Origin of the sequence: Hyphomonas sp. CACIAM 19H1 (assembly GCF_003325995.1) — a bacterium.
Lineage (GTDB): Bacteria > Pseudomonadota > Alphaproteobacteria > Caulobacterales > Hyphomonadaceae > Hyphomonas > Hyphomonas polymorpha.
In genome coordinates this window covers 3,510,793-3,532,933 of record NZ_CP016437.1, presented here as the reverse complement: position 1 = coordinate 3,532,933, position 22,141 = coordinate 3,510,793, and the positions used below count along the sequence as shown (strand labels likewise).

At 59.7% G+C, this 22,141-nt stretch carries 18 protein-coding genes; 11 read left to right on the top strand and 7 right to left on the bottom strand.

Going from position 1 to position 22,141, the window contains the following annotated elements:
• Nucleotides 1-49: 49 nt before the first annotated feature.
• Both BBF93_RS16435 and BBF93_RS20090 read right to left on the bottom strand, forming a co-directional pair.
• Nucleotides 50-613, bottom strand: coding sequence for a sigma-70 family RNA polymerase sigma factor (locus BBF93_RS16435; protein ID WP_233349181.1), 564 nt, complete (start codon nt 611-613; stop codon nt 50-52).
• 71 nt (nt 614-684) lie between these two features.
• Nucleotides 685-804, bottom strand: coding sequence for a NepR family anti-sigma factor (locus BBF93_RS20090; protein WP_370454427.1), 120 nt, complete (start codon nt 802-804; stop codon nt 685-687).
• A 680-nt stretch (nt 805-1,484) separates the two neighbouring features.
• Between BBF93_RS20090 and BBF93_RS16430 the strand changes: the two genes are divergently transcribed.
• Nucleotides 1,485-2,231, top strand: a complete 747-nt coding sequence (locus BBF93_RS16430) for a response regulator transcription factor (RefSeq protein WP_114106631.1) — start codon at nt 1,485-1,487, stop codon at nt 2,229-2,231.
• On the opposite strand, the gene BBF93_RS16425 is transcribed toward BBF93_RS16430, so the two are convergent.
• Nucleotides 2,198-2,689, bottom strand: coding sequence for a response regulator (locus BBF93_RS16425; RefSeq protein WP_162786613.1), 492 nt, complete (start codon nt 2,687-2,689; stop codon nt 2,198-2,200). The genes BBF93_RS16430 and BBF93_RS16425 overlap by 34 nt on opposite strands.
• Nucleotides 2,690-2,707: 18 nt before the next feature.
• Nucleotides 2,708-3,157, bottom strand: a complete 450-nt coding sequence (locus BBF93_RS16420) for a hypothetical protein (protein WP_114106629.1) — start codon at nt 3,155-3,157, stop codon at nt 2,708-2,710.
• Nucleotides 3,158-3,424: 267 nt separating this feature from the next.
• Here BBF93_RS16420 and BBF93_RS16415 point away from each other — a divergent pair, with 267 nt between their 5' ends.
• From BBF93_RS16415 to BBF93_RS16380, 6 genes are all read left to right on the top strand, one after another.
• On the top strand, nt 3,425-6,361 hold the full coding sequence (locus BBF93_RS16415; protein WP_114106628.1) for a chemotaxis protein CheB: 2,937 nt from the start codon (nt 3,425-3,427) through the stop codon (nt 6,359-6,361).
• Nucleotides 6,351-8,069, top strand: a complete 1,719-nt coding sequence (locus tag BBF93_RS16410) for an ATP-binding protein (protein ID WP_162786612.1) — start codon at nt 6,351-6,353, stop codon at nt 8,067-8,069. The genes BBF93_RS16415 and BBF93_RS16410 overlap by 11 nt, the downstream gene beginning before the upstream one ends.
• Nucleotides 8,066-11,101 (top strand): PAS domain-containing sensor histidine kinase, encoded by a 3,036-nt coding sequence (locus tag BBF93_RS19880; protein ID WP_233349180.1) that lies wholly within the window; start codon nt 8,066-8,068, stop codon nt 11,099-11,101. Before BBF93_RS16410 ends, BBF93_RS19880 begins: the two co-directional genes overlap by 4 nt.
• Complete coding sequence (locus tag BBF93_RS19875; RefSeq protein WP_233349179.1) at nt 11,043-11,444, top strand: response regulator; 402 nt, start codon at nt 11,043-11,045, stop codon at nt 11,442-11,444. The genes BBF93_RS19880 and BBF93_RS19875 overlap by 59 nt, the downstream gene beginning before the upstream one ends.
• A 16-nt stretch (nt 11,445-11,460) precedes the next feature.
• Complete coding sequence (locus BBF93_RS16385; RefSeq protein ID WP_162786611.1) at nt 11,461-13,161, top strand: nitrogen regulation protein NR(II); 1,701 nt, start codon at nt 11,461-11,463, stop codon at nt 13,159-13,161.
• A gap of 163 nt (nt 13,162-13,324) precedes the next feature.
• Nucleotides 13,325-17,542, top strand: a complete 4,218-nt coding sequence (locus tag BBF93_RS16380; RefSeq protein ID WP_114106625.1) for an autotransporter-associated beta strand repeat-containing protein — start codon at nt 13,325-13,327, stop codon at nt 17,540-17,542.
• Nucleotides 17,543-17,623: 81 nt separating this feature from the next.
• Here the strand turns inward: BBF93_RS16380 and thpR are convergent, their stop codons facing one another.
• Both thpR and BBF93_RS16370 read right to left on the bottom strand, forming a co-directional pair.
• Entirely contained in the window at nt 17,624-18,184 is a 561-nt protein-coding gene (thpR, locus tag BBF93_RS16375) for an RNA 2',3'-cyclic phosphodiesterase (protein WP_114106624.1), read from the bottom strand.
• Between the two features lie 73 nt (nt 18,185-18,257).
• Nucleotides 18,258-18,590, bottom strand: coding sequence for a DUF2853 family protein (locus tag BBF93_RS16370; RefSeq protein WP_114106623.1), 333 nt, complete (start codon nt 18,588-18,590; stop codon nt 18,258-18,260).
• Between the two features lie 378 nt (nt 18,591-18,968).
• On the opposite strand from BBF93_RS16370, the gene BBF93_RS16365 reads away from it, so the two are divergent.
• From BBF93_RS16365 to BBF93_RS16350, 4 genes are all read left to right on the top strand, one after another.
• Nucleotides 18,969-19,742 carry a Bax inhibitor-1/YccA family protein gene (locus tag BBF93_RS16365; RefSeq protein ID WP_035595316.1) on the top strand — a complete coding sequence of 258 codons (774 nt, stop codon included), beginning with the start codon at nt 18,969-18,971 and terminating at the stop codon, nt 19,740-19,742.
• Nucleotides 19,743-19,886: 144 nt separating this feature from the next.
• A complete protein-coding gene (gene mdh / locus BBF93_RS16360) occupies nt 19,887-20,849 on the top strand; it encodes a malate dehydrogenase (RefSeq protein WP_114106622.1) in 963 nt (320 codons plus the stop codon).
• Between the two features lie 7 nt (nt 20,850-20,856).
• A complete protein-coding gene (locus tag BBF93_RS16355; protein ID WP_114106621.1) occupies nt 20,857-21,159 on the top strand; it encodes a putative quinol monooxygenase in 303 nt (100 codons plus the stop codon).
• Between the two features lie 4 nt (nt 21,160-21,163).
• Nucleotides 21,164-21,706 carry a GNAT family N-acetyltransferase gene (locus BBF93_RS16350; protein WP_114106620.1) on the top strand — a complete coding sequence of 181 codons (543 nt, stop codon included), beginning with the start codon at nt 21,164-21,166 and terminating at the stop codon, nt 21,704-21,706.
• A 68-nt stretch (nt 21,707-21,774) separates the two neighbouring features.
• Here BBF93_RS16350 and BBF93_RS19605 read toward each other — a convergent pair whose 3' ends face one another.
• Nucleotides 21,775-22,071, bottom strand: a complete 297-nt coding sequence (locus BBF93_RS19605; protein ID WP_035595310.1) for a PepSY domain-containing protein — start codon at nt 22,069-22,071, stop codon at nt 21,775-21,777.
• Nucleotides 22,072-22,141 lie beyond the last annotated feature (70 nt).

Sequence of the window (22,141 nt, the reverse complement as noted above, 5' to 3'; positions counted from 1 at the left end):
CGGCACTTCCGGTCCGGTTCCATTCCTGGTGGGATATTTTGAGGGCGGACTACGCCGCTCTTGCGGGCAGCTCCGTTTCGGGAGGAATGGCGCCTGAAAGGTGGATGGCGAGCAGCTCTTCCAGCGGATTTGCGGGGGCGGCCTGCAGTTTTATCCGGCTTTCCGATGGTTTGCCGGGCGTCTTGGTCATCAGGGCAACCAGGGCTTCCCGCCCGCGGCTCACCCGGCTTTTGACTGTGCCTTCGCTGCAACCAATGATTCCGGCGGCTTCTTCATAGCTGAAGCCTGCGGCCAGCACGGTGATGAGGGCTTCCCGCTGCTTTTCCGGCAGGTGGCGCAGCGCGTCCTGCATCACCTGAAAGTCGCAGGTCCATTCCTGGGCGCCAGGGGTCGTTAGAGTGGTCTCGGCATCTTCAGGCGCAAGGGAGGAGGCGCGCCAGGCCTTGCGCTGATGCCCGGTATGCAGATTACGGATGATGCGGAAAAGCCAGGGCCGCATGGGAGCGCCTGAAATGAAACGCTCGCGGGCAGCCCACGCTTTGAGGCACGCGTCCTGAACGATATCGTCTGCCAGATCCTTGTTGCGGCAAAGGCTGCGCGCAAAAGCACGCATCTGGGGGATCATCGCCTCCAATTCATCGACAAATGTTTTATCCGTGGGTTCGGATTGGGGCGCCTGCAATGTCATGCTCCGGATTTATCCGCAGCTGCACGCCGTGTTTCTTCTTCTCTCAGTGTCCTGATCAATGCGGCGAACCGCTCCGGGAGAGGTTCGTTCAGGATGGATTCAAAATCCTGTCGCATTGCCTCCGCAGAAGAGTCGCGCAGCCAGGAAATTTTACTCTCAGCGCAGTTTGCGCCGTTACACCGAAGGGAAAACAAGCGGGCAGCCACTGTTGAGATTCCTATGACATCGATCTTGTCGAGCTTCTTCCGCCCGGTCTTTTTTCTGCTTCTTGCAGTTTCCACCAGTGTGCGCAAAATAGGTTAACAGAGTATTTCGCAGCCAAGTTGGCCGATCAAAAAAGATATATATTTCAGGGGGATAACTTGTAAACAAAAAGTTGCCGGCGCGGCTTTGCGCGCCGGCAATCAGGTACAAGATAGATGGCATAGCATCAGATGCTACATCAGGGAGTACGCGCGACCAGAAATACCGTTCCAAGTTTTTTTCATCGCGATGATTGTGTCACTAATCCTGCCGCAAGAATTTTTTGCGCGCACCCTTCAACACCATTTCGTCTTCGTGGAAATGCGGTGGTGTACAGATGAATGAAGATTCACAAGGGTATACCCAGCCTTGCTTCTAAACTGCGGTAAATATTTGCCGCGCAGGGAAATGAAGTTTACCAATTGGGATTGATTCGTCCGGGGGGGGCGGGTGTGGTGATCGATCCACACCGCGGCATTAGGCGCAAATATAAAAATATGGCGTCTGAAACGGGCGGGTTTTAAGTCTGCAGCAGGTGGGGAGGCCTGTCGGGATGCGCGTTCTGCTTATCGATGATGACCCGCTCATCGCGAAAACGCTTCGGCTCGGCTGGCCAGACAAGGCGGATACGATTGAGGCCTGCCGGACGTTCGAACAGGCCAAACCCATCATCCTCTCCTCTCGCCTGAAGACATTTGACTGCGTTATCCTGGACCTTCATCTGCCGGATGCGACCGGGGCGGAGGTTCTCGCTGAAATCAGGCGCAACAGTGACCTTCCAATCGTGATGCTGTCGGGAACAGGGGACGCGGATTTCCGCGCCGAGCTTCTCATCACGGGCGCAGATGATTACGTCATGAAGCCGGTGGGGTTGCGCGAGCTGCACGCGCGCGTTCAGAAGCTTGTGCGTCGCACATCTGTGGCAGCATCGCTGCCTTCGGCACGGTCTCGGGTCCGGATAGGCGATGTGACCTATGATCCGCTGACGCGCCGGCTTGCTGGTGCTGATCAATCAGCGGAGCTGACGCATGCTGAAGCTGGACTTCTGGATGCCATGATCCTTGCGAGTGGGGAAGTGGTTCACCGGGACGATCTCTATCTGCGCGCCTTCGCAAGAGCTTATCGGGACGGGGAGAAAGTCCTCGAAACCTATATCGGACGGCTGCGCCAGAAGCTTTCCGATCTCGGAGAGGACGGCGGCACGCGCCTTCTGACGGTTCGAGGGCTAGGATACCGGCTGGTCTACGATCAGATCACCGGGGAGGATCAGCCGCTGGCCGCAGGCAGGGACCCTGAGTAGCCAAACAGATGTTCCAGTTTCTCTCTCAACTGGAAAAATCTGTAGGGTTTGCTGAGAAGTTGCGCGCCCCGGATTTCGCTCCGGCTGTTGAGCACTTCCATAGCCGCATAGCCTGAAGTCAACAGTACCGGCAGATCTGGATTAATCTTGCGGGCAGCTTCTGCAAGCGCGATTCCATCAATTCCGCCCGGCATCACGATGTCGGTGAACAGAAGGTCTATCGTATTGATTTCAGAAAGTGTCCGAAGCGCCGCATTGCCATCCGTAACCGAATGAACATCGTGACCAAGGGATGTCAGCATTCTGGAAACGTGCCGCCGGACGAGCGAATCGTCTTCCACAAGAAGAATGTTCAACCGGGGGCCTTGCCGAAACTCTTTGTCCGGACTGTCCTGTGGCATGAAAATGACCCGCGCGATTTCCGGTTGCCTTATAATAGCTCCGGTTGCGAGGCTCAAGGCCGTTCTTGGGCCGCCTCAGGCGGCAAGGGGCGGCGTATTGTATATTGGGCAGCTCTGGCATCCGGCCTGTCTTGCCAGGTTGATCCGGCTCTCTACGGAGCTTTTCGTGTCCCCCTGCAAGGTGGAAATCTGGCTGACAGTGAGATTGACAACCGCATGAAGCATTGCCGCTTCCCAGACCGGGAATGGCAGGCAATGAGCCTTATGGGGAACGACTTCTCCGGGTTTTGCCTCGCTTGGGCCGGGCAGCGACATCAGCTCTTGCCGGAGGCAAGAATAGGCCAGAGGGAAAGGGATGGCGTTCAGGTCAATCGAAGCCGACATGTCGACAAGCCGCGAAAGCGCAATCTCCACAAAGACATCGGCTTGCGTTTCTGATTGCGTGAAAAGGCGCGACAGCGCACGCAACTGGCGAACGGTATCTTCGATAGAGCAGGGCTGGTCCAACTCGAGGGTGCTCAGCATAACTACGTTATCCCGGTTTGATTACATTACATTAAGTATGAAGTTGCCGAACCGGTAGTCGGCAAAAAGTCTAAAAGGGTCTAATCGGGTTCGTTGCAAACCGCTCGTTCTGGTGGGGGCTGGCTGATCTTCGCGGGATTTCCGCCTCCCCGCCTCGCGGGCTGGAATGCAGGCCGGGGCGCCTTGCGATCAGACCATCGCCAAGTCTGGTAAACTGCGTTAGCGATCCAGGGCTTGCTCTCAACCGGGCTGGCAGGGAGGCCGGGGATGAGCAATAGCGGTAACGGACGCGCAAGGCCTTATCAGGGGCTGGTGGTCGGGCTGGGTGCCTCTGCCGGCGGGCTTGATGCGCTGGACCGCTTTTTTGCAGCGATCGAGCCTCTGTCAAACTGCGCTTTCGTGGTCATCCAGCACCTGGCGCCAGAGCACAAGACGATGATGGACACTTTGCTCGGCCGCCATACTCAGATGCCGGTGCAGGTGGCCACTCATGACATGCCGCTGGGGGGCGGACATGTCTATGTGATACCGCCCAACTCTGTAATGACCGTTGAGGACGGGCGCCTGAAGCTTGTGCCGCGCGCAGCAACCGGCGTCACTTTGCCGATCAACGTCTTCTTCGAGAGCCTTGCGAGCGACGCTGTGGGCCGCGCGATTGGTATCGTGATGTCCGGGACGGGTTCTGATGGCAGCGCGGGCGTCGTGGCTCTGGCAGGCGCTGGCGCCTGGGTGATGGCGCAGGATCCAGACAGTTGCCGGTTTGACGGAATGCCCCGCAGCGCCATCGCTACGGGCGCGGTTGACCATGTGCTGGCGCCTGAAGGCCTTGCCAAAGAAGTGACCGGCCTCGCCACCAATTGGAGCGGCCCGGATAGTTCGGCGCTGACCCATGCCCGGATCTTTGCCGAGCGGGATGGCATGGAGCAGGCGCTGCGCCTGCTGGCCGGCACGATGCGGATAGACTTCTCCGAATACAAATCAAAGACACTGCTTCGCCGCATCGAGCGCCGGATGAACGCGACGGGTTTTCGCGGCATTGCAGCCTATTCCGATTATGTGGCCAGTCATCCTGATGAGGTGTTGGCGCTGCGTCATGAACTGTTGATCCCTGTGTCGGCATTTTTCCGGGACAGGGACGCATTCAATTCGTTGAGTGAAAATGTTCTGCGCCCGCTTCTGGAAGAGCGCCGCTCGGGCGATGCTACCCCCCTTCGCTTCTGGATAACTGCCTGCTCGACAGGGGAGGAAGCCTACAGCATCGCCATGCTGACGCTCCATCTGATGGAGGAAATTGGCGTTGAGGTGCCCCTGAAGATTTTCGCCACGGATGTGGAGCCTGAGTACGTAAACCGGGCCGCACACGGCAAGTATCCGTCCGCGCAAATGGCAGGTTTGCCCGAGGGTTATCATGAGCGCTGGTTCCAGCCGGCCGGAGAGGGTATCTGGCAGGTCATTCCCCGCCTGCGCCAGCAGATCGTGTTTTCGCGTCATGATCTCCTCGCCGATGCGCCCTTTACCCAGATGGATCTCGTCAGTTGCCGGAATATGCTGATCTATCTCCGGCCAGATGCTCAGCAGAGAGTTTTGCGGCGCCTGGCTTATGGTCTGAAGGCGGGCGGCAGCCTTTTCCTGGGCAGCAGCGAAACACCTGGCGAACTGGCGGGTGACCATACAGCGCTCGACAACCGTCATCGTATATACAAGCTGAACCGGCGAATTCAGCGTCTGTCCCCAGATGATCTTCTTTCCGGCGGAGATGGGCGGGGCCGGCGCGCACTTTTCTCGGATGCGGGGGGAGAGGGCGGCAAGGGCGCCCATGGCTTCCAGGGCGCGGTCGATGCCTTGATGGAAGCCTATGTGCCTCCTTCGGTTCTGATCGACGCCGACAGGTCGGTCCTGCATATGTTTGGAGATATTCAGAGGTACCTGCGCTTCAAGGGACACTCGCCGACACTCGACATTCTCCAATTGCTTCCCAAAACGGCGGCGCCCATTGTCGCGACATTGCTGCACAGCGCCGCGCGGGACAAATCCCTGCAGCGATCAAGGCCCCTGCCGATCGACTGGGGGACTGGGGCCCTTGAGGAGACGTTCCACGTCACTGTGCGTCCCCTGGATACAGACAGCGTGCGCGTCAGCCGCCTGATTGTCAGCTTTGAGCCGGTCCAGCGCGAAGCTGTTCATGAGGCGCGTATTCTGGACGATGAAGCCATTGTGCGGATGAGCTCAAAGCATGTCGCGGATCTCGAACGCGAGCTTGAGCTTACGCGGGCCAATCTCCAGGACTCCATCCAGGAACTGGGCACAGCCAACGAAGAGCTCCAGGCCAGCAATGAGGAATTGATGGCATCGAACGAAGAGCTTCAAAGCACCAATGAAGAGCTTCAGTCGGTGAATGAAGAGCTGCATACGGTCAATGCCGAGTTTCAGTCCAAGATCAGTCAGCTGAATGACGTCAATGCGGATCTTGAGAGCCTGACCCGTGCGGCGCGCATACCGCTGGTGTTCCTCGATGAAGACCTTTGCGTTACCCGTTTTACACCGCAGGCGGTTTCGCTGTTTCAGTTGCGGCCGGGGGATATCGGCCGCCCGATTACCGATCTCAATCACATCCTAGATTTTCCGGACATTTATGACCGCGTGAGGGAGGGGCTCGAAGCGGCAGCCTCCTACCAGACGGAAGTCACTGACCGGAGCGGCGGCCAGTGGCTGGTCACCATCCTTCCGTACACACCACGTGGCGGAAAGGGAGCGAAGGTGGTGATGTCGTTCATTGATCTTTCCAGTGTGAAGGATGTGCGCTGGTTGCAGAATATTCTCAATGCGCTGCCTGAGAATGTTGCCGTTCTGGACACTTACGGGGTTATCCTGCGGACCAATCGCGCCTGGGATGATTTCTGTCTTCGCAATGGCGGAACGCTGGGCGCCTCCGGGCAAGGGGCCAACTATCTTGCCGCATGCCGCAGCGCAGCAGCGTCGGATGCCTATGCCCGCCAGGCCTATGAAGGGCTTCTGGCCCTCCTCGAAGGCCGCATCCCGCATTTTTCGCTCCTTTACCCTTGCCATTCGGCAGACGAGCATCGCTGGTTCCTGCTGAACGCGGCGGCTTTGCAGGGCGGTGGCTGCGTCATCACGCATTTCAACATGACAGGCTGGATCGACCCCAATCGGGTTGACGCCGAAGGGGGTGCCCGTGGCGGCTGACGAGATGGACGACACCGATGCGCAGTCAGATATCCGCCGCAGAAGGATCAGGGATCTGGCGCTGAATGCCCTGAGGCAGGGCCGGGTCGAAGAAACCGAAGCGTTTCTGCAGGCGGAGAATCTCTCGGTCGTGCAGCTCACTCAGGACGTACTGGTTCACCAGGCCGAACTGGAAATGCAGGCCGAAGAACTGTGGGAAGCAAACCTGCAGCTCCAGAAAGCGAGGGAACGCTTCAGCCGATTTTTCCGGTTTCTTCCGCACCCGGCCGTTATCATAGATCCGGTGACGGCGACCATTACAGACGCAAATGAACAGGCGCGCGTGCAGTTCGCCGTGGACGGCGCGCGGGGAGTGGGTGCGCTTCTGCGCCGCCTTGGCCAGGGGCGCGGCGCGCAAGACCTTCTCGCAAGCGCCGTTGCAGAAGCGTATGCGCGAGGTGAAGCGCAGCTGACGGATATCCGCCTTTCGCTCCGGTCAGGGGCGGTCTGGCGCGGCGGAATAAGCCTGGTGCGGATTGATGAAGACAGCCGGAGCGGCGCAGTGATCCTGGCCGTGATTTCCGATGAGACAGAACGATACGCCCAGATTGACAGGCTATCGAGCGAAAGCCGGCTGGAGGGGGCTTTTGCAAGCCTTCTGGATCTTGCCAACCGGCCAACGCTCTCGCTTGAAGCGGTTCTGCAGCAGGCGCCCGACATCTTCCTGGAGGCCATTGGCGTGGAGGCAGATGCCTGCGTGCGCATCCGGTTTGCGGGCCGAGAGTATCTGAGCAATGGATGGGCCGAGCATAGTGACCTACACGTGCTCCCCATCACTTCGCAGGCGGCCGGGGCGGGGACGATTGAGTTTGGAATGCCCGAAGGCGGTTTCCCCGGAGAACCGGCGGACAGCCGGTCAAGACCGTCGCTGCGCACCTATTGGCTTCTGGCAGATCTGCTGGGGCGTATCATTGAAGACCGGCAACTGAGGCGGGATCTGGAAAAGGCCGAACGCCTCGCCGCAGCCGGGCAGATAGCCGCTGGCATAGCGCACGATTTCAACAATCTGCTTACGGTCATTCTGGGGGAGGCTGAAACGATCTCGGGCGCGGATGCGCTGCCATCCTATCTCAAGGAGGGGGCGAGCATTATCGAAGCGGCATCGCTCAAGGCGGCGCGGCTAACGCATTACCTGCTGGCCTATTCGCGCCAGCAGGCCCTGGAGCCTGAACGGGTTCGCCCAGCCCAGCTCATGAAGCGATGCCTTCAGGGCTGGCAGGATCTGCTCGGCCCGAAAATCAATCTCCGCCTGGTGGCGCCCCCCGGTGGCTGGGAGATTGAAGCAGATGCCGGGCAGCTGGAGAACGCTGTCCTGAACCTGATTTCCAATTCCAGGGACGCAATAGAAGAAGACGGCGAGATTGTAATCACGCTTCGCAATCTTGATTTTGCCGGGCAGCTGGAATTGGGTTGGTTTCCGGAGCGGCCAGGGGTCGTCGTGCTCGAGGTGAGGGATACTGGCTGCGGCATGCCCCCGGACGTGCTGGCCAAGGCGCAGGAGCCGTTCTTCACAACCAAGGAAAGAGGAAAGGCCAGCGGCCTCGGGCTGAGCATGATCACAGGCTTTGTTCAGCAAACGGGCGGCATGGTCGATATCGTTTCCTCGCCGGGGCAGGGGACCCGTGTGCTGATGTTTTTCCCGGCAGCGACAGATACGGGTGTGTCATGACAGCTCTCCCAATCGTCACTGACGAAACCTGTGCAGGATACGAACTTATCCCGCATCCGGTTCTGATTGCTGCCCGCGATGATCTCTCGATCCGGCGGGCAAACAGCGCCGGCCGGCAGCTTTTTTCTGCTCAGCCTGGAACCTGGTATCTGACGGGCCTTCTATCTGAAGTCGATGTTGACAGGTTTGCCGAGCTTGCGGCCAGCCTGGGCGCCGGGGACAGGAAATCCATTCGTATACTGGCAAGGACGCCGGGAGAATATCGCGGGTACGTTCTGGAGGTCAGTCTGGTGACGCTGAAGGGCAGGGAGTGCCTCTTTGTCAGCATGAGCGCGGATGTCAGCGACACAAAAGCTTCTGCTCAGCTGCGGACCGTGGATAGATTGCTGGGCTTGGGATGGTGGGAATGTGATGTCGCCCTGCAAGCCTTCTCCTGGTCTGACCGGGTCTATGATCTCATGGGCGTGCCGCTGGGCAGTCCTCCCCCCTCATTCGAGGGGTACATAGATCTCATTCACCCTGCTGATCGGCAGGCGGCCATTCAGGCTTATCAGAAATTTGTGACCGGGGGCGGCGGCTCGATCGAGTTTCAATACAGAATTCTGCGGCCAGGCGGCAGCGTGCTGCATATAAAGGGTTCCGGCGAACGTCAGCAGCAGGACGGCAAGGACGTCATTGTTGGTGTGCTGCAGGACGTAACCTCGCTTGTGGCCGCCCGGCGCCGTGTGGGTGAAATGGAGGAGTTGCTCAAACTCGTCGGCGATCAGGCGAAGTTTGGGGCATGGTATGCGGACCTGGAGACCGGCCGCCTGTTCTGGACAGAGCAGATTAAACGGATATTTGGCCTTCCCGCTGATTTTGCTCCTCGCCCTGGCGATGGCTGGAACTTCATCGCCCCCGAATACCGCGGGGCGGTGAAGACGGCTTATGAAAACTGCAAATCTTCAGGGCAGGAGTTTCAGCTCACCTTCGAGATCATAGATACAGCAGGCCAGCGCGCATGGATCAGTTCTTCGGGCAGGGCAATCCGGGATGAAGCAGGCCGGATCGTAAGTGTGCAGGGCGCCTTTCAGGACATAACGGCAATCCGGGAAGCAGAGGAACGTACTGCACGTTCTGATCTGGAGCGGGTGAAGATACTTCAGAGTATTTCGGATGCTTTCTTCGCCCTGGATCAGGATTGGCGGTTCACCTACATAAATCCGCAGGCGGAGAAACTTTTACAGAGATCGAATGCGGACATCATCGGCAAGAGTATCTGGGAAGAATTCCCGGAAGCTGTGGGGTCTGCGTTTCAGGATAACTATGAGCACGCCGTCACGTTCGGCGAATCCGTCAGCTTTGAAGAATACTTCGGGCCTCTGGGGGCCTGGTTTGAAGTATCGGCATACCCGATGCAGGATGGCCTGACCGTCTATTTTCGGGATGTGACGGCCCAGAGGCGGAGAGACGAGCATCTCCGGCTGCTGGATGCGGCCGTTTCGCGATTGAATGATATTCTTCTGATTACAGAAGCCAACTCGCTGGATGCTTCAGTCGGGGAGCCGAGAATTGTCTATGTGAACGACGCTTTCGTGCGCCTTACAGGGTTCAGCCGGGAAGAGGTGATCGGGCAGACCCCCAGGATTCTTCAGGGGCCAGGAACCGACCGGTCTCAGTTGGACCGTATCCGGAACGCGCTGGAGAATTGGAAGCCGGTTCGCGCCGAGCTCGTTAACTATTCCAAGGATGGCAAGCCCTTCGAACTGGAAATCGATATCGTGCCGCTGGCGGATCAAAGCGGAAAGTATACCCATTGGGTGGCCGTCCAGCGCGACATTTCGGAAAGAAAAAGAGCCGAAGAGGCAAGGCGGCTCAGCGACGAACGGTTCCGGCTCGTTTCCAAAGCCACGAACGACGTTATCTGGGACTGGGATCTGGCATCAAACAAGATGTGGTGGAGTGATGCCATCACGACGGTCTATGGCCATCCGTTTGATGACGACAATGCGGACCCGGGCATCTGGTCAAACTGCATACATATCAGCGACAGGGAAGAGGTGATCCATCAGCTCCGTTCCGTCATCGCTGGCACCGGGAACGTATGGTCGCATGAGTATCGGTTCATGCGCGCGGATGGCACGGTAGCGATTGTATCTGACCAGGCTTTCATCATCCGCGACAAGGCGGGAACGGTGCTCAGAATACTTGGCAGCATGCGAGATATGACCGAGCAGCGGGGGCTGGAGCAGAAGCTTCGCGAATCTCAGAAGCTGGAGGCGATTGGCCAGCTTACGGGCGGCGTGGCGCACGACTTCAACAATCTGCTGACGGTCATTCTCGGAAACGCTGAAGAACTGTCTCATCTTCTGAGTGAGGATAGCCAGCTTCGTCAGATGGCGGAGATGACCGCAACTGCGGCGGCGCGCGGCGCCGAGCTCACAAGCCACCTTCTGGCGTTTGCACGCCGCCAGCCGCTTCAGCCCATGGTGTCGGATCTCAACCGGCTCATTCAGGGCATGGAGGGGCTGTTCCGCCGTACTCTGTCGGAAGATATCGACATCGAGTTTGTCCGGTGCGCTGGCCTCTGGCAAACCGAGGTCGATCCGGGACAGCTTGAGGTGGCGCTGCTCAATCTGATGGTGAATGCGCGCGATGCGATGCCCCTGGGCGGGAAGCTCACCATGGAAACGGCGAATGTCAGGCTCGACGAAGACTACGCCGCAAATCACAACGAAGTGGCGGCGGGGCAATATGTCATGGTGTCGGTAACCGACACAGGCAACGGTATGGATCCGGTCACGGCTTCCCGTGTGTTTGAGCCTTTCTTCACGACAAAGGCGGCCGGCAAAGGCAGTGGCCTCGGGCTCAGTATGGTGTTCGGTTTCGTCAAACAGTCGCGCGGTCACATCAAGATCTATTCCGAGATCGGAGGGCACATCGGTAAAGCTATACTTCCCCAGGTCGCACCTGCCGATAAGTGCCAGCGCGCCGATGCAGGGCGAAGAGGTGGTGCTTGGGGGCACGGAGAAAATCCTCCTGGTGGAGGATGACGAACTGGTGCGGGAACATCTGGCAAATCAGCTCACAGGTCTTGGATACCGGGTGCTGCAGGCCGCCAGCGGGCCAGAAGCGATCGGCGTCCTCTGGGAAACTGAAGGGGTGGACCTTCTGTTGACGGATATCGTGATGCCCGGTGGCATGAATGGCCGGGAACTGGCCGAAAAGGCGTGTCACTTCCGTCCGGGCCTGAAAGTGTTGTTCACATCGGGCTACACAGAGAACGCCATCGTACACCACGGCCGGCTGGACCCTGGCGTAGAGCTGCTCAGCAAGCCGTACACGCGCAAGGAGCTTGCGGCTAAAGTCCGCAAAATTCTCGACGGTGACAGCTAGCGGGGGCGGCAGGCGAGTGACGAAACAAAAAAACCACCGGCGCGGCCCTTTCCTGGGGCTCGATTCCAGAGCGATGATCTTCTTCGGGCTTGTGGTTGGGCTCATTGGCTCCACAATGGGTTATGTGCTGACAGCCTGGCTGGGAACCGCCGGCAAATTGGAGAGCGCTCTCATTGCTGGCTGCGCTGTGACGGTCGTTGTCTTTATCCTTATGCTGGTAAAGCCCTCGCCCGTGCCTGCAAAGAAGGTCTCGAGGTACGCGTCCATCTTCTTCAGTCTTTATCTTCCGGCTGTCGGCCTTGCGGCGATATGGGGTGGCAGCGACTTTTACAGCCTGCTTCCCTATCTCTTCTGGTATTATCCCTTGCTGGCCTACAGCAAGTTCAACAATACCGGAAAAGTCGGCGCATTCCTTGAGCGCGTTATGATTGGTGGGCCGATCATTCTGCTGCTGGTTTATGCGTCTGCCTATCCTGAACGGCTCGAGCCTGATTTGCTGGGCATCATCTGGGCAGCGGGCGTGTCGCATACGGCTTATGTCATCCTGCTGGACCGGCTCGCCGGCTACAGGGAGGCGCTGGCAGATGCACGGGCGCGCGCAGAAGAGATCCGCCGGAGCGCGCATACCCTGAAGCAGAATGAAAGCCGTTTTCTGCAGGTCATGCATGAAGCCGGTATTGGTCTCGGGATGATCGATCCGCATGGCCGCGTGGCCTGGGCGAACGAGACGGTAACCGGCTGGACAGGACGAGAATCGATCATTTCCCTTCCGTTTGCAGAGCTTGTGCCCGGCCGACACAGACAGTCATGGCAAACACAGGTCCGTCTCCTGGAGGCTGGTGACATCCCCCGCATCCGGTTTGAATGTATCGTGGAGTCACAGAACGGGCCGCGGGTCATCGAGAGCAATTTCTTTCTGCCGCTCCCCGCCGGCACGTTGCCGGACGGCATCATCTTTGTTTGCCGGGATATTACCGATGTGCGCGAACTGGACGCGCAGCTCCGCCAGTCCCAGAAAATGGATGCGCTCGGGCGTTTGACCGGCGGCATCGCGCATGATTTCAACAACCTCCTTACCGTCATGCTCGGAAGCGCCGAAGCGCTCAGATACCGCTTTGAGCACAGCACCGAGGAGCGCGAACTGGCCGAGATTATCGAAGAGGCAGGTGAGCGGGGGGCAAGGCTGGTCCGGCATCTTCTGACATTTTCTCAGAAGCAGATGCTCAGACCTCAGAGCATCAGCGCCTCGGGCCTCGTCAAGTCGTCCATCTTGCTGCTGAAGCCCGGTCTTCCGGAGTCCGTGGAGCTTCACACAGACCTTGAAGACGGGGAGTGGCAGATACTGGTCGACCCGGGGCAATTCGAAGCGGCCCTTCTCAACCTGACCGTCAATGCCCGCGACGCCATGCCTTCCGGTGGCCGAATTTCAATCAAGGTATCCCTGCTTGACGCGGAGACCGGCGACACCGGGAGTGTCAAGGGAGACCGGGTCGTCGTCAGTGTTTCCGATACGGGCGAAGGAATGCCACCGGAACAGCTGGCGAGGGTGTTTGAACCCTTCTTCACCACCAAGCCGGCGGACAAGGGAACAGGCCTTGGGCTCAGCATCGTCTATGGCTTTGTCAGACAGTCGGGCGGCGATGTTCAGATACAGTCAATAGTTGGTGCGGGCACGGAAGTGATGATGATCTTCCCCCGTCATTCCGGCGACGTCTGAGCGCCGCTCGTTAAAATTGAAGCCTGTTTTCGTAAGAATATGGCGCCAGAGTCGATTGATTTGTAACGACTATTTCATGATCGGGCGTTACAGCTTCAACCTCAGGATAAGATGGCAAAACACAACAATATCCTTCTTGAGTTGAGTTTTTCCGGAGATATCCATGAATCGTCTTCCCCGTGCGGGCCGCTCTGGCGCCCGCATACAAACACGTTCGCGCTATCTGGCGCGCGTGTCCCATGCCGCTATGGCGGCCTGCATCATCTATGGTGGCTCTGCGTCCGCTGAGACGGCCGTTTTTTTCAATGATGACATCGCCGCCGGCAAGCAGACTTTTGTAGACACGATTGCCGCTGCCGACGCCAATCACAATACAAATAATCCGAGCACCCCACAAACATCCCATGTCTACGAGTTCGACATTCTCAATACGAGTGGCAGCACGTTCCTGGTGATTGGCGCCAACGGAGCCCCCTCCGTTATTGTCCAGACGACCCGCGGCGGAAACGCTGCCCCGAACAATCAGATGGGTAACCGCGGTAGCGATGGTTTCACAAACTGGAGCAACAGCCACAACGGAACCTTCGCCGGCGCAGAGGCTCTTGGTTACACGTTCGCCTTCTTTGAATCAGACGGCACAACCCCATTCTCGATGAACGCCCTCGGGACGCTGGTGAACGATTGGGGCACCTGCTGCACCGTCAACAACCCGACGCCGAGCGGCGGTACGGCCAACGCGTCGGAAGTCTATCTTCGCTTCGGGGCGTCTGCACCCATCCTGCTCGGTGGCATTTCCAGTTCCATTTCGAGTACGGAGCACTTCATCGGCGCCATCAATGATGCGAACTTCTTTGATACCGTCACAGTGATCGCAAGCGGTAACGGCGAGTATTTCGGGGTCGGTGGATATCTGACATTCTCGACCGTGGCGCTCAACAGCGTGCCGGCCGGATCCTCCGTAGTCGAAGGGGACGGACTGGAAAACCCATCGGTCACCATTCCGGACATCGATACAGGCTCATCCTATTATACTGCGGCGCAGCTGGGGGCTTCCCAGGTCAATCCGAACTTTGTCGGCGGCACGCTCCGTTTCAATATGGATACCTTTGTAAACAGCGGCTTCAGCGTCCAGTCGCAAGGCGGCACGATCGATACTGAAGGCAACATCGTATCCGTCACCGGCGGCTTCAGCGGCGCGGGCACCATGCAGAAAACGGGGGAAGGGCTGCTTGTTCTGAGCGGGGCCAACACCAATGCCGGCGGCTTCAGCGTGCTGGATGGTATTCTGCGTGCTTCCTCCGATCAAAATCTCGGCGGTGGCCCTCTCCGCATCGGCAACGCCGTCTTCCAGGCGGGCGCCGACATGGATTCGAGCCGCCAGATGTTCGTCGATCACGCTGGTTCACGCGTCGATGTCCGGTCCCATGAGGTCACCTGGAGCGGCGATATCTCAGGCGAGGGCGCCCTCAATCTTCTTGGCGGCGGCCTTCTGATTCTGTCCGGTGAGAACGACTATGAAGGCGGCACCTTTGTGGACCAGGGCACGCTTGCGGGCGCGGCCGGCGCTCTTCAGGGAAATATCGCCAACAACGGCACGGTGGAATTCCGTCAGTCTCAAGATGGCATCTATTCGGGCGCGATGACCGGCGACGGCGTTCTCCGCAAGCTGGGCGGGGGCGTTCTGGAACTGACCGGCCTCAACACCTATTCGGGCGGCACGGCCGTCATGCAAGGTGTTCTGGCGGGCAACTCCGCTTCGCTCCAGGGAACAATCTGGAACGGCGCGACGGTCGAGTTCCGGGAAACGGAAGCTGGCACCTATGGCGGTCAGATGTCGGGTGAGGGAACCCTTCGCAAGACAGGGGCGGGCGCATTGCTGCTCACCGGTGCAAACTCCTATTCCGGCGGCACCGCCGTTGAGGAGGGCACACTTATCGGCGCGGCCGGCGCCCTCCAGGGCGACATCAGCAATGCCGGCATGGTTGAATTCCTTCAGATGCAGGACGGCATTTTTGCCGGTGCTATTACCGGCGGCGGCGCTGTCCGCAAGACGGGTGCCGGCGTTCTCCTGATGACGGGTCAGAACAGCTACACAGGCGCCACGGAAGTGGTTGAGGGCACGCTGATGGGCGCTGCCGGATCAATCCAGGGTGATGTTCTGAACAATGCCAGCGTGGTGTTCACGCAGGCCGAAGAAGGCACCTATTCCGGCAGCATGTCGGGCGAAGGCGCGCTCATCAAGATTGGCGATGGCCGTCTTGAGCTGGCGGGCGCAAATACGTTCGCAGGCAATATCTCTGTTCTGGAGGGCGTTCTGGCTGCCGGCCATGACACCAATATGGGCGCAGGGTCGCTGACCATCGGCAATGCCGTCTTCCAGGCTGCCGGGGATATCGAGACAAACCGTGAGCTGATCATCGGCCACGCCGCCTCGCGGATGGACGTTCAGTCGAACGATGTCGTCTGGAATGGCGTCATCACCGGCGACGGCGCTCTGAACCTTCTGGGGCAGGGGCGTCTGGTGCTGACGGCCGAGAACTCCTATGCGGGGGGCACCTATATCCAACAGGGCGTGCTGGCAGGCGCGGCCGGTTCTATCCAGGGCGATGTCTGGAATGATGGCACCATCGAGTTCCTCCAGGAGGAAGACGGTGCCTATGCCGGAACCATCGTTGGGGATGGAGAGCTGCGCAAGCTCGGCAATGGTCTTCTCAGGCTCACGGGCCAGAGCGGCATTGCCGGCAGCACCTTCCTTGACGAAGGCAGCCTCAGCGTCGACGGGCTTCTGGGAACCCAACTTCTGATGGTTGCCAACAGCGCGTCCCTGTTCGGCAATGGCGCCATTGACGGGTCTGTCATGGTTCTGTCGGGCGGTATGCTGAAGCCGGGTAATTCTCCGGGTACGCTCTATATCAGCGGCGATGTCACGCTGTCTCAAGGGTCGGTCCTGGAGGCCGAGATCGACGGGCGCGTGTGGAGCGCTGAAGGCGGCGCGGGCACATATGACCGCATCGTCCTGACCGGTGAAGGCGCAACCTTCACAGCTGGCGGATCGATCAATCCGCTGCTGAGGGGCATTACGGGTGACGCAAACAACACGTTCACCCCGGTCATCGGTGACATCTTCACCATCGTGGTGGCCGACAATGTCTCGGGTACCTTCGACACCCTGGGCCAGCCGCAGAGCGGTCTTGCGCCGAACACACGGTTCAAGGTGCTCTACAATGCCGAGACGATCCAGCTGGCGCTGGTCGCGCGCAGCCTTGCCACACTCGCCGAGGAAAATGCACTGCGCTCGAACGCGGTTACCTTCGGGGCGGCGTTTGACCGGGCATCTGCCTTTGGCGAGCAAGCCAGCGGCCAGCTTCTCCCGCTCTTCACCGAGTTTGACGGGATGAGCCAGGCTCAGGTGGCAGGTGCGCTTGCGTCCCTGTCCGGCGATATGCATGCGCATATCCTGGAGAGCACCGAATCGATCCTGCGCAGTTCTGACGAGATCGTCATGACGGCAGCGTTCGGCGGCCGGACGGTCGGCGGTGTTGACCGTGAGCTGAAGGATGGTACCCGCGTCTGGGCCCGTGCGGAAGCAGGCGGTGCCAGCTATGATCCGGATGCGGCAGGTTTCGGCTTTGATGAGGATGTCTATGGCCTGACCATGGGCGCCACCTTCCTCAACACGCCGGACATGCGGGCCGGTATTGCCGGCAGCTACAAGACCGTCGAACTCTACAATGACACGGCCAACGGCGCGACCAATCACATGCTGTCGGCCTATGCTTATAGCAGCCGCACAGTCTCGGCGCGTCTGACGTTGTCGGGTCTCCTGGGTTACACTCAAGCGTCCCCCAAAGTCAGCCGCACCACGCTGCTGACCAGCGGCGCAGCCTTCACCAAATCCGACAAGCAGGTTTCGGCAACGCATGCGCAGCTGGAAGCCCGCTACCGGTTGGTGAATACTGGGGAAACCAGCATCTACGCCATCGGCGGTCTGCGGACGGCATTCATGAATGTCGGCGCCTATCGCGAGACCGGCAATATCGATCATGCCGAGCTGACCCTTGAGGCAGAATCCCGCCACACTGCCCAGACGAACCTGGGCGCAGAGGTGGCCCGCTCCCTTGCGGGTACGGACTTCGCCCTCTTTGCCAACTGGTCGCGTGACATCGGAGATGATCCGACGGTCGAGCGGACGGCCTGGCTGGGTGATGCCGTCTGGCAGGTTCAGTCGACCGAGCGTGACCTCAACACCTACACCTATGGCTTCAACGCCCGCCGCGATCTCAGCGACCGCGTTGGCCTGGAGCTGTCATACAAGGGCCGCTACAACAGCCCGAACTATGATGCGCAGCAGCTGCTGCTTGGTGTCAACATCGCCTGGTAAGGTCAGGTCTGCCCCTTGAAAGAGGCCGGTCACGTTCGCGTGGCCGGCCTTTTTTTGATCTGCTGACCGATCTGCGCCGCCTCAGTCAAAACCGGCGCGCAGATCGCGCAGCGGATAGTCGGCCATGGGGTCGTAGCGGGAAGGGCCGCCGCTGCGGCGGGGAATGCTGGCATAAAGATGGAACAGGCTGGCGCGGAAGGGCGCGCTGCGATGGGCCTGATGGGCCTCTGTCCAGTCCCTCACCGTGTCGAGCGATGTGCCGTGCAGGTAAGCCAGCGTGATGTGCGGCGTGAACGGGTGCTTTTCCAGCGGGATGCCCAGGCGGCGCGCGGCGCGTTCGCACTGGCTGGCCAGCGCGCGCAGTTCGTCGCTCTCGCCAATCCGCGCCCAGACGGCGCTCGGTTCGCGCCGGCCGAACCAGCCCATGCCTTCCACGCGCATGTCAAACGCGTCGGCTTCGATCTCGGCCAGAAGCTCGTCCAGATCGCGAGCCTGCGTGTCGGAAAGCTCGCCATAGAAACACAGCGTGACATGGAAATTCTCTTCCGGCCGCCAGCTGGCGCCGGGAAGATCCTTCTGCAGCTTGCGCAGGGGCGCCGAAATCTCCGGCGGAACGGGAAGGGCAGCGAACAGGCGGTACATTCCGCCTGTTCACCACACTGCTCCGGTCATGAAAACCCGTGCCGGTGGCCGGCCGGTGTTTTCACGCAGATTTTCAACCGGAAAGAGCTTCCAGGCGGCCAAAATGCTCCGCCAGGAGATAATAGAAGGTCACGCGCGATTTCTGGCCCCCTTCGGCCTTCATCTTCTCGCAGACAAACTGGATGGCGGCATCGAGTTCCTGCTGCTTATGCGCCAGGCCCAGCTTGCCGCGACACCATTTCTCGCGCACCCGGTCAAGTTCGCCCGAATCCGAGCAGGCCACGATCGAGCTGTCCTTGTTGCGCAGCGCGATCCCCAGATGGCCTACAATCTTTTCGGCGGCGGCCTGATTGTAACCGTTACTGTATTTCTTGATGTTCTCAGCATAAGCAGAAGCATCAGCCATGAGTTTCCCCTTCTCATTTGATGGAACGCCTCCTGATGGAGGTTCTCCACACGGAGAGGTTTAACCCTCGCCCGTGCCGAGTCAATGATACTTAAAAGGCCGGCACGGCTACATTTGGACAGAATCAGGCTGGATTGAGGCATTGAAGTAAAAATTAAAACTTAAGCACTCTATATTTTGAAATATCGAGTATGAGTACAATAAATACTTATGCTTTCCTGCCGATGGATCCCCGTGCAAAAGAGTTGGCGTACCTGCGCAATCGCTTAACTAAACGCTTGATCCCGGTTTTTGTTGCGGACCGGATGCGAAATGCCCATATTCAGCAATGAACGGCACCCTCGGGTTGCCGGGTTCACAAGAAAGGACTTGAAAAACATGAACGAATTCAACCGGGGCTTCGGCGCGGTCGATGTTCGCTCGATGGACACTTCGGTCAATGTGGGTCTGCGGACCTTCATGCTGGGTGTATATCAGAAGCTTGCGCTCGGCATCGCGCTCTCTGGCGGCGTTGCCTTCCTCGTCGGTTCGGGCCTCGTCCCCGGCCTGACGCAGCTGCTTCTCGGCACGCCGCTCTTCTACCTCTTCCAGTTCGGTCCTCTGGCGCTGATCCTGGGCTCAGCCTTCCTGATGCGGAACCCATCCCCGCTGGCAACCGGTATTCTTTACTGGACCATCGTGGTGATGCTCGGCGTCTGTCTGTCGATCTGGGTCGCCATGGCGGCCGCGCAGACCGGCGTGACCACACGGGGCGGCGCTACGCTCAACGTCACCTTCATGACGATGACCAAGGCCTTCCTGCTGACGGCCTCTGCCTTCGGCGCGCTAAGCCTCTTTGGCTACACCACCAAGACAAACCTCCGCCCGATCGGCATCATCGCCGTCTTCGCGCTGTGGGGCGTGGTGGGCATCTCGCTGCTCAGCTTCCTGTTCCCGCCCTCGGGCATGTTTGAAGTCATCGTCCAGGTTGCCGTGCTCGGCATCTCGGGTGTGCTGGTGGCTTTCCAGACGCAGGAACTGAAAGAAGGCTACTTCGCCAATGAGGGGGACACCCGCTCCCTCGCCGTGATGACGAACTGGGGCGCCCTCAACTTCTTCATCATGTTCTACAACATGTTCACCATCCTGATGTCGCTGCTCTCGCGCGACTGACCGGGAAGGGGAAACCCTCAAATAAAACGCCCCGCGAGCCCGTCTCGCGGGGCGTTTCACATTTTGGCCGCATTGCAACACGCGCGGTCCTCGGCTAGGGGTCCGGCAGCTTGTTTCCACGACCATTTTCCTCAGGAGAAACACATGGCCCGCAATAAGATTGCGCTGATCGGCTCCGGCATGATTGGCGGTACACTTGCCCATATCGCAGCGCGCGAAGAACTGGGCGACGTGATCCTGTTCGACATCGCCGAAGGCCTGCCGCAGGGCAAAGGTCTCGACATTGCCGAGTCCACCCCGGTCTACGGCGCTTCGGTCAATCTGAAGGGCGTCAACGACTATGCCGGCATCGCTGGCGCAGATGTCTGCATCGTCACCGCCGGCGTGCCGCGCAAGCCGGGCATGAGCCGTGACGATCTCCTCGGCATCAACCTGAAAGTCATGAAAGCCGTCGGCGAAGGCATCAAGGCTCACGCCCCGAACGCCTTCGTTATCTGCATCACCAACCCGCTCGACGCGATGGTCTGGGCGCTGCAGAAATTCTCCGGCCTGCCGACCTCCAAAGTCGTCGGCATGGCGGGCGTGCTCGACAGTTCGCGCTTTGCCTACTTCCTCTCCGAGAAGACCGGCGTGTCGGTCGCTGACATCCACGCCTGGACGCTCGGCGGACACGGCGACGACATGGTGCCGATGGTGCGCCACTCCACCGTGGGCGGCCTGCCGCTGACCGAACTGGTCAAGCAGGGCTGGATGAGCCAGGGCGATCTGGACGCCATCGTCGAGCGCACCCGCAAGGGCGGCGGCGAGATCGTCAACCTGCTCAAGACCGGCTCGGCCTATTACGCCCCGGCCGAATCGGCCATCGCCATGGCGAAATCCTACCTCGCTGACCAGAAGCGCGTCCTGCCGGTCGCGGCCTACCTCTCGGGCGAATACGGCCTCAAGGACATGTATGTCGGCGTGCCCACGCTGATCGGTGCAGACGGCGCCGAGAAGATCGTCGAGTTCGACTTCAACGCCGACGAAAAAGCCATGTTCGAAAAGTCCGTCGCTTCGGTGAACGGCCTGATCGAAGCCTGCAAGGGCATTGATCCGTCGCTGGCCTAAGCGCCCGATGATCATAGTCGAAGGCTATGTGCGATTTGCGGATGCGGGGGATTTTCCCCGCATCCGTGATGCGGCCTTCGCCCAGATGAGCGCCAGCCGGGCCGAGCCTGGCTGCCTCGACTATACCTACGCCCTTGATGTCGCCGATCCCTGCCTGATGCGGGTGCTGGAGCGCTGGGAAAGCTGGCAGGCGCTGGAAACTCATTTTGCGCAGCCGCACATGGCGCCCTGGCGCGCGGCGCTGGCGGGGGTCAATGTTGTGGAGCGCCATCTCCACGCCCATGAAGTGGCGCTGTCCCGGAAAGTCTGAAGCGATGCCGGGCGGACCTCTCCTCGAAACGCCGCGTCTCATCCTGCGCCCTCCGCAGGCGGAGGACTTTGAGGGGTTCTGCGCGCTCGCGGCGGATCCGGAAGCTGCGCGTTTCATCGGCGGGGTGCAGCCTCCGGAAACGGTCTGGCGGGCGCTCTGCACGATTACCGGCGCCTGGACGATCAGCGGCTGCTCAATGTTTTCCGTCATCGAGAAGGAAACCGGCCAATGGATCGGCAGGCTTGGGCCGTGGCACCCGCATGGCTGGCCCGGCACTGAGGTCGGTTGGGGGCTGCTGAAATCTGCGTGGGGCAGGGGCTATGCCAGTGAAGGCGCGTCTGCCGCCATGGATTATGCCATCGATATCCTCGGCTGGCAGGAAATCATCCACTGTATCGAAGCGGAAAATGTGCCCTCGATCCGCGTTGCCCAGCGGCTCGGCTCCCGCAAGTTGCGCGCTGTGCCCGCGCCGGCGCCGTTCAAGGACATCGTCTGGGACATCTACGGCCAGTCCGCAGACGACTGGCGCGCCCGCCGCAGGGGCTGAGCCGCGCAAAGCAAAGGGCGCAGAGGTCTCCCTCCGCGCCCTGTCACGTGTGAGCTGTTGCCGTGCGCTTAACCGATCACGCGCAGGCAATCATCATCCGTGTCACGATCAAGATCGTATTTCAGGATGTCGCCGGTGCGGCGATGCAGGTCAATTTCCAGCTCGCGTCCATCGGCGGTGCAGCCTTCGATTTCCCATTCGCCATCATCCAGTTCGATCTCCAGCACATGCACCATGCCTTTCTGGCGGGCGATGTCGATCGCCTGCTCGCGGCTGATCGTGTCGGTGCCGGCAGACTGTGCAAAGGCAAAAGGAACCGGGGCGGCGATTGCGGCGGCAATCAGGGCGGCAGAAATGCGCTTCATGGGGAACTCCTTGTTTTCTCTCGTCGTTCTAACGTGTGAATTGGATCGGGGTTCCGGGCGGATGTGTGCA